At 63.3% G+C, this 6,212-nt stretch carries 6 protein-coding genes; 1 reads left to right on the plus strand and 5 read right to left on the minus strand.

Annotated features, from left to right (window positions below):
- Positions 1-6 precede the first annotated feature (6 nt).
- Positions 7-1,080 (minus strand): aromatic ring-hydroxylating dioxygenase subunit alpha, encoded by a 1,074-nt coding sequence (locus AXW67_RS16580; protein WP_063678739.1) that lies wholly within the window; start codon positions 1,078-1,080, stop codon positions 7-9.
- A gap of 21 nt (positions 1,081-1,101) precedes the next feature.
- On the opposite strand from AXW67_RS16580, the gene AXW67_RS16585 reads away from it, so the two are divergent.
- Positions 1,102-2,217: a LysR family transcriptional regulator gene (locus tag AXW67_RS16585; protein ID WP_145927665.1), complete on the plus strand. Its 1,116-nt coding sequence runs from the start codon at positions 1,102-1,104 to the stop codon at positions 2,215-2,217.
- A gap of 274 nt (positions 2,218-2,491) precedes the next feature.
- On the opposite strand, the gene AXW67_RS16590 is transcribed toward AXW67_RS16585, so the two are convergent.
- From AXW67_RS16590 to AXW67_RS16605, 4 genes are all read right to left on the minus strand, one after another.
- The gene (locus AXW67_RS16590) at positions 2,492-2,812 is read right to left on the minus strand and encodes a DUF736 domain-containing protein (RefSeq protein WP_063678741.1); all 321 of its coding nucleotides are present in this window, start codon (positions 2,810-2,812) and stop codon (positions 2,492-2,494) included.
- Between the two features lie 562 nt (positions 2,813-3,374).
- On the minus strand, positions 3,375-3,851 hold the full coding sequence (locus AXW67_RS16595; protein WP_063678742.1) for a hypothetical protein: 477 nt from the start codon (positions 3,849-3,851) through the stop codon (positions 3,375-3,377).
- 139 nt (positions 3,852-3,990) lie between these two features.
- Positions 3,991-4,914 carry a DUF2493 domain-containing protein gene (locus tag AXW67_RS16600; protein ID WP_063678743.1) on the minus strand — a complete coding sequence of 308 codons (924 nt, stop codon included), beginning with the start codon at positions 4,912-4,914 and terminating at the stop codon, positions 3,991-3,993.
- Positions 4,915-5,249: 335 nt separating this feature from the next.
- Positions 5,250-6,212, minus strand: a 963-nt coding sequence (locus AXW67_RS16605) for a DUF7146 domain-containing protein (RefSeq protein ID WP_063678744.1), incomplete at its 5' end; no start/stop codon positions are given.

Here is a 6,212-nt window from a genome sequence, read left to right on the forward strand (position 1 = left end):
TTCAGGTCACTCGGCGGCAAGGTTTGCCATCATACGGGCGTGTTCGTCGGTCAGCATCCGGTCGACCAACCGTCGCGCCCAGAGCGCGCCCGCGTCGATGTTGAGATCGTAGAAGGGCGAACGCGGGTTCTTGTCGATGGCGGCCTGCTGCGCTTCCAGGACCCGATGATCCTGATCGTAGACGCCTGCCCCGCCATTCACGTGGGCGAGTTGGAGCTCCCTCGTGAGCTGCGCATCGTTTGTGCGATAGTTTCGGACGAAGTTCCAGAAATAGTGGCAGGTCGTCTCGGTCTCGGGCGTGATCGCCGCCAGGAACGCGCCGTTGACCCCATGCGAGCGATCGCCTTGCGGCGCGCCTGTATTTGTCAGCGCCACGCCGACATCGCCGACGACGATCGATGGCGCCAGGAACGTCACGATCTGCCAGCGATCGACATGGCCTGCCTGACCGAGCTGGCGCGCCCAGAACGGCGGCGGCTCGATGTCGATCATCCAGCGCGTCATCGTCGCCGTGTCGCCGGTATGGGTCACATCGAAGGGTGCAGCCGTGATCGCCTCGTCGCCGATGCTGCCGGCGTGCACGTAGGTCTCGTGCGTGAGGTCCATCAGGTTGTCGATCACCAGACGATAGTTGCATTTCAGTTGATAGAACGTCCCGCCCTCGCCGACCCATTGCGTACCGTCGTTCCATTGAAAATCCGGAATCTTGGTAAGGTCTGCCAGCGCTGGATCGCCGGGCCACAGCCAGACGAGGCGATGCCTCTCGGCGACGGGATAGGCGCGGACGCAGGCTGACGGATTGATCGTTTTCTGTGCCGGCATGTGGGAGCAGCGACCGGCCGAATTGAATACAAGCCCGTGATAACCGCACATGACCTCGTCGCCCCTGAGATGTCCGAGCGACAACGGCAACAGCCGGTGCCAGCAGGCATCCTCCAGCGCGGCCACAGCGCCATCAGTGCGCCGGTACAGCACAACGTTCTTGCCGCAGATGGTGCGCGCCGAAAGCTCGCGTCCGATCTCGTGACACCATGCAGCTGCGTACCAGGCGTTAAGCGGAAAAGAAGTTAGTGCGTTCATGGGGCAGCGTATCTCCATCGCTTGTCGATCGTCGCAGACTTGCCGTCTTGCCTCCCATTTTCGAGCAGATTGCATTGGCAATGCTTATCGGACAATTGGACAGAGCTGATATTGGCTATCTACATTTTCGATAAAGGTGATGCAGCTTTTGCCCGCGGAGGAGCTGAAAAGATGGCAAAGGAATGGGATCCGTTCGCGATCGATTTTGCCGCGATCCGTATCTTGCGCCTTGTGTCGGAGCTTGGCTCGTTTTCGAAGGCTGCCGACGCGCTCGGCACCAATCAATCGACGATCAGCTACACGATGGACCGGCTGCGCGCCGCGTTCCATGACAAGCTATTCGTACGCCAGCGCGGCGGCATCGCGCCAACGCCACGCTGCGCCGAGATCGTCGCCTGTGCCGGCCGTTTGCTCGAAGTCTTCGAAGGTCTCGTGCAGCCTGTGGATTTCGATCCGGCAAGCGCATCGGGGCCGGTTACGATCGCCTGCAACTATTACGAACGATCGATCATTCTGCCGCGCGCCATTGCTGAGGTCAGACGACGGGCCCCACGACTGGTCCTCGATATCAGAACGGCGGGCGCCGAGGGCGTCGCGCACCTCAAACGGGGCGAAGCCGATCTGCTCGTTGGCCCCTATGATGTGCGGGAGGAGAGCTTCTATCATCGTCATCTCTTGGACGATCACTATGTGTGCGTGATGCACAAAAGCCATTTACTTGCCGGCAGGCGGCTGCGCGTCGACGACTATGTCAAAGCGAGTCACGCGGTCGTCACCTATGGCGGCACCTGGCGTTCAGGCTATCTCAGGGGGCTCGATGAACGCGGCCTCTCGCTCAACCAGGTGGTCGCGATACCGAGCATCTCCGACCTTGCGCACATTCTCCCCGGCACGGACCTGGTCTCGACGGTGCCAAGCCGCATCGCACCAAACATCGCCAAATCCCTCGTGGCCAGAGCGTGTCCGTTCCCGGAGCCGTTTCAAATCGGCATGACCTGGACGTCTCGGACGCATCATTCCGCCGCTCATCGCTGGCTGCGGCAACTTATGGGTCGCCTTGCCGGCACTCTGCCGTACAAGGCGGCTCTCGCCACAGCGCAAGATCGCAGGCGCGGTAGCGCCAAGGCCAGAGCTTGACTCTCCGCCGGCGGCACAGGGTCGGGTCGGTCTCTGCCGGATTTCGCGACCTCGAGAGCGTTATCGATCCGGCGGCTTGCCGACAGCCGCTCACGATGGTCAGCTCCCGGCAAGCCGCTGGGACGAGGTGGCTTCACCAGTTGCAGTCGGACGAGTTCTGGTTGCCGGGGTCGTGCCGGTGGGACCGAGCCGGCCCCGGTTGCGTCACCTTGCTGGCGACTGGAGCAGAAGCGCCCCGCCCGAGTGATCGGGCGGGGCCTTTGCGGAGCGAGGCTTACTCGCCGTTCCTGCGCGGCCGCGACCAGAGCAGGGTGTAACCCTCGCCGCCTTCATCGTCGAACAGGTTGGCGTAGATCGGCGCGGTGAAGGAGGGATCGTCGAGCTTGAGCGAGAGGTAATCGCGGCCCTCTTCCGAGCGCTTCGACCAGGCCGCCCCGATCTCGGCCCGACCCACATAGACGCGGTGGCTCGGAGCGTTTTCGCTGGTGCGGTTCGTCTCGGCGACGATGCGGACGCCCCTGGCTTGCAGGCTCAGGGTGATGATCTCGCCCTGGAAATCGCTTCCGACCTTCTTGAAAGAACCGATGTTAGCCATGTCACTTCTCCTGTTGTGTTTCGAGCCCGCGACCACCGCGGCCTCGATGGCGACCTGAAGGCCGAGGACGATCGGCGACGCACCCGGTTCGGGCCGGAGCGCACGCGGAGGACGCCGTTGAAGCGACTTTCTTGTCTCGCGAGGAATGGGCGTAAGCCCAGGGGAAGAAAGTCGCATCAACGGCGTTGCGGCTCAGACGATCGAGGCGCAGCCGGTCTTCGGCCAGATCGAGCCATCACAGAGGCCACGTGCGTCCGCGTGCTGAACCGCAATCTCGGGAGAAGTTGGCGCCTCTCGGATGGGCTGCACAAGAGGTTGAAACGATACGGCGCAGAAACAGAAACAATCGGCGGCAAGGGGCGGTATCGTCGGCAAAAGCACGATCCAGAGCATCGCGCGTTACCATGCAGCTATGTCGGTCGGGCCGCATTTGGCGCGGCTTGGTCAAAGCACGCTGGATGAGGGCCCCGCGTCCCGCCCGCTTCTGATCGTGGCGATCCCCGGTTCAAGGTGGCGCTCAATACGAGCTTGTTCGGCAGATGGTGTCGACGAAGCCACGCTCTCATGCAATGCGGCGGTGAGAACCCGTCGAGCCATAGTCTCCGCCACCCCCGGCCGGCTCCAACCGGCGTGTCTCTGCGAAAACCGTCAATCGCGTCCAAGCCGATCCGCCAATGCAAACCGCGCCCAGGCAAGCGAAAACCTCGCTCCAAACCGGCGAAGGCCCCCCGATCTGCGATAGGGCGAGCGCCACATGATAGCCAGCAACGGTGGCCGGAACGGCGAATGCTGTTGTGATCGCGATGCGCAGGGTCGGGGACCGACTGAAGGCGACCGCAAACTGAGCGGCGGCAAGCGTCAGCGCGCCAGAGGCGACTGCGACAAGGAGGGCGCCGACGATGCCGGCACCGCCATGAAGCGCCAAGACTCCGATGTTCAGCGCGACAAAAAACGGCAAAGCGTAGATCGCCAGCGCAACGATCAGCCAGCAGAGCAAGCCGATGCCAACGGTGTTGAGGACAAGCCCAAGGGTGAGCATGGTGGTGGCTCCCGGTGCAAAGGTGTACGGGTCGCGCCTTCCACCACCACCGCGGCGCAGCTTTGACGTAATATCGAAACGAGGCGGAGTTGCGGCACCTGCAACTCCGCCTCGTTCGTCGGAGGCGAGAGGACGGCGCTCACGCGCCGCCGAACTTCCAGACGGGGATACCGAGCCGTTTCGCCTTGTCTGCGAGGTTGTCCTGGATCCCCGTGCCGGGGAAGTGCATGACGCCGATCGGCAGGAGTTCAAGCATGGCGTCGTTGCGCTTGAAGGGCGCTGCCTTGACGTGTTTCGCCCAATCGGGCTTGAAGGCGATCTGTGGCACCTTGCGATTGTTTGCCCATTTGGAGGCGATCAATTCGGCGCCCTTTGGCGAGCCGCCATGGAGCAGGACCATGTCGGGGTGCTTGGCATGAACCCTGTCGAGACGATCCCAGATGAGCTTATGGTCGTTGAAGTCGAGCCCACCGGTGAGCGCGACCTTCGGTCCTTTCGGCAGCATGACCTCGGTCTCGGCGCGGCGCTTGGCGGCGATGAAGTCGCGGGAGTCGATCATCGCTGCGGTCAGTGTGCGGTGATTGACCAATGATCCCGACCGGGGTCGCCAGGGCGCGCCACTGTGGACCTCAAAGCGCTCGATGGCCAAATCTCGGAAGAGCTCCAGGCAGTTGCGACGCTCGAGGAGCGTGATGCCCTCGACGGTCAGGCGCTCCAGTTCAACCGATCGCACTTCCGAGCCGTTCTGCTCACGCTGGCTCTTCTGCTGCGCCTGTTCGTTATCGTCGAGCTGGCGTTCAATGCGGCCGACAGCACGATGGAACAGGTTGACGGTCGACCAAAGCAGATCGTCAAGATCCGGCTCTAGCCGGGTGTCGCCCAACGTCGCAACGAGGGCGTCGAAGATGTCGGCCACGGCGCCGGTGATCATTTTGCTCTCGGGAAGGGGCCTGGCATCGGGCTGGTCGTCGAACGGACGGTAGCCGAAGAGTTGCAGTTCGGTGAGGATGTGCTCGGTCGGAGATGAGGCGTGCGGCGGCTCGATGTCGTCATGGTCGGTCATGGGAAGAGGTCCTTTGCCGGATCGGCCGCGCCCATCGCGGCCTTCGTGGCGATCACTCAGGCGGCGGGCGGAGCGGGCCAGAACCCGAACGGGCCGAAGCGGCAGCGGAGGATGGCGAAGGCCGGCTATTTTGCTTCGCGATGCAAAGCGCGCCATTCGGACATCGACAATGTGTCTCGCATGGCCGGCGCGCGGCGGAAAATAGCCGGACGCAGCCATTGCCGGCCCGCTCCGCTTGCCGTCCGATCGCCCTCTAGAAGGCCGTGGTCGCGTCCTCTTCCGGTATTGGCGCCTTTTCTATGATCGACCTGTCGCCGCAATCGAACGACTGCGACTTACTCCGTGGCCGAGGTCGACGCATGCAGGAAACGGGCGATATCCTCGGGTGCGAGCTGAATCCGCAAGGCTGCCCGCACGGCATCGCCACCGAAAATGTGCAGATCCTCGTTGAAATCGCCGAGCCGAGGCGACAGTGCGATCGCTTCAATGCCGGAGTCTTCTGCGCGTTGGGTGAGAATGGCCTGGACCGCATCTCCGGCGGCATCGGCATCGCGAGCGATGTAGAGCCGACGCAGGCCAGACGGTAGCAACATCGCCGAGAGGTGATTGGCCGAAAGTGCAGCGGCCATCGGCATCATCGGCAACACGTAGCGCAGCGACAGCATGGTCTCGATGCCCTCGCCGGCGGCGAGCACGTCGTCCACCACGCCGAAGCGAACGGCATTGCCGAGGAGCTCGCCCATGGCCCGTCGTGGCGAATCGATCGGAGCCTTGCCGAGACGAATGCGATCAAAGCCGTTCGGGTCGAGCCAGGTGCGATGTACGCCAGTGATCCTGCCATCGAGATCCGTGACGCAAGCGATCATCGCGGGCCAGGTCTCGGTCGGCAGGTGCTCGTCCGGCCGATAGTAGCAGCGGGGATGGAAACGCAGGCTGCCACCATGGTGCACATGGGCGATCCCGCGGCGCTGCAAATAGGCCTCGACCACTGTTCCCTCCATCGGGCCCGACATCGCATAGAGCCGACGGGCGGCCCCTTGCGATCCGGCTGGCACAGCTCGACGCTCGGGTTTCGAGACGAAGTCCGGCTCGACACGAGGTAGCTTCAGAAAACGCCTCGCTTCCTCGGCAACCTCGCGAAAGTCGCGCAAACCCCGACATTCCCGGATGATGTCGAGGAGATCGCCATGCTGGCCGGTCGCCGCATCAGTCCACTTGCCCGCGGGCCTCTGCGGCGATTCCTCGAGCCGCACGAACAGCGAACGCCCCGGTGTGTTATGGACGTCGCCGACCAGCCA

It is taken from the genome of Bradyrhizobium neotropicale, from assembly GCF_001641695.1.
Lineage (GTDB): Bacteria > Pseudomonadota > Alphaproteobacteria > Rhizobiales > Xanthobacteraceae > Bradyrhizobium > Bradyrhizobium neotropicale.

Coding starts and splice junctions, on each gene's coding strand:
- AXW67_RS16580 (WP_063678739.1), bottom strand. CDS start 1,080: ATGAACGCACTAACTTCTTTTCCGCTTAACGCCTGGTACGCAGCTGCA.
- AXW67_RS16590 (WP_063678741.1), bottom strand. CDS start 2,812: ATGGCTAACATCGGTTCTTTCAAGAAGGTCGGAAGCGATTTCCAGGGC.
- AXW67_RS16595 (WP_063678742.1), bottom strand. CDS start 3,851: ATGCTCACCCTTGGGCTTGTCCTCAACACCGTTGGCATCGGCTTGCTC.
- AXW67_RS16600 (WP_063678743.1), bottom strand. CDS start 4,914: ATGACCGACCATGACGACATCGAGCCGCCGCACGCCTCATCTCCGACC.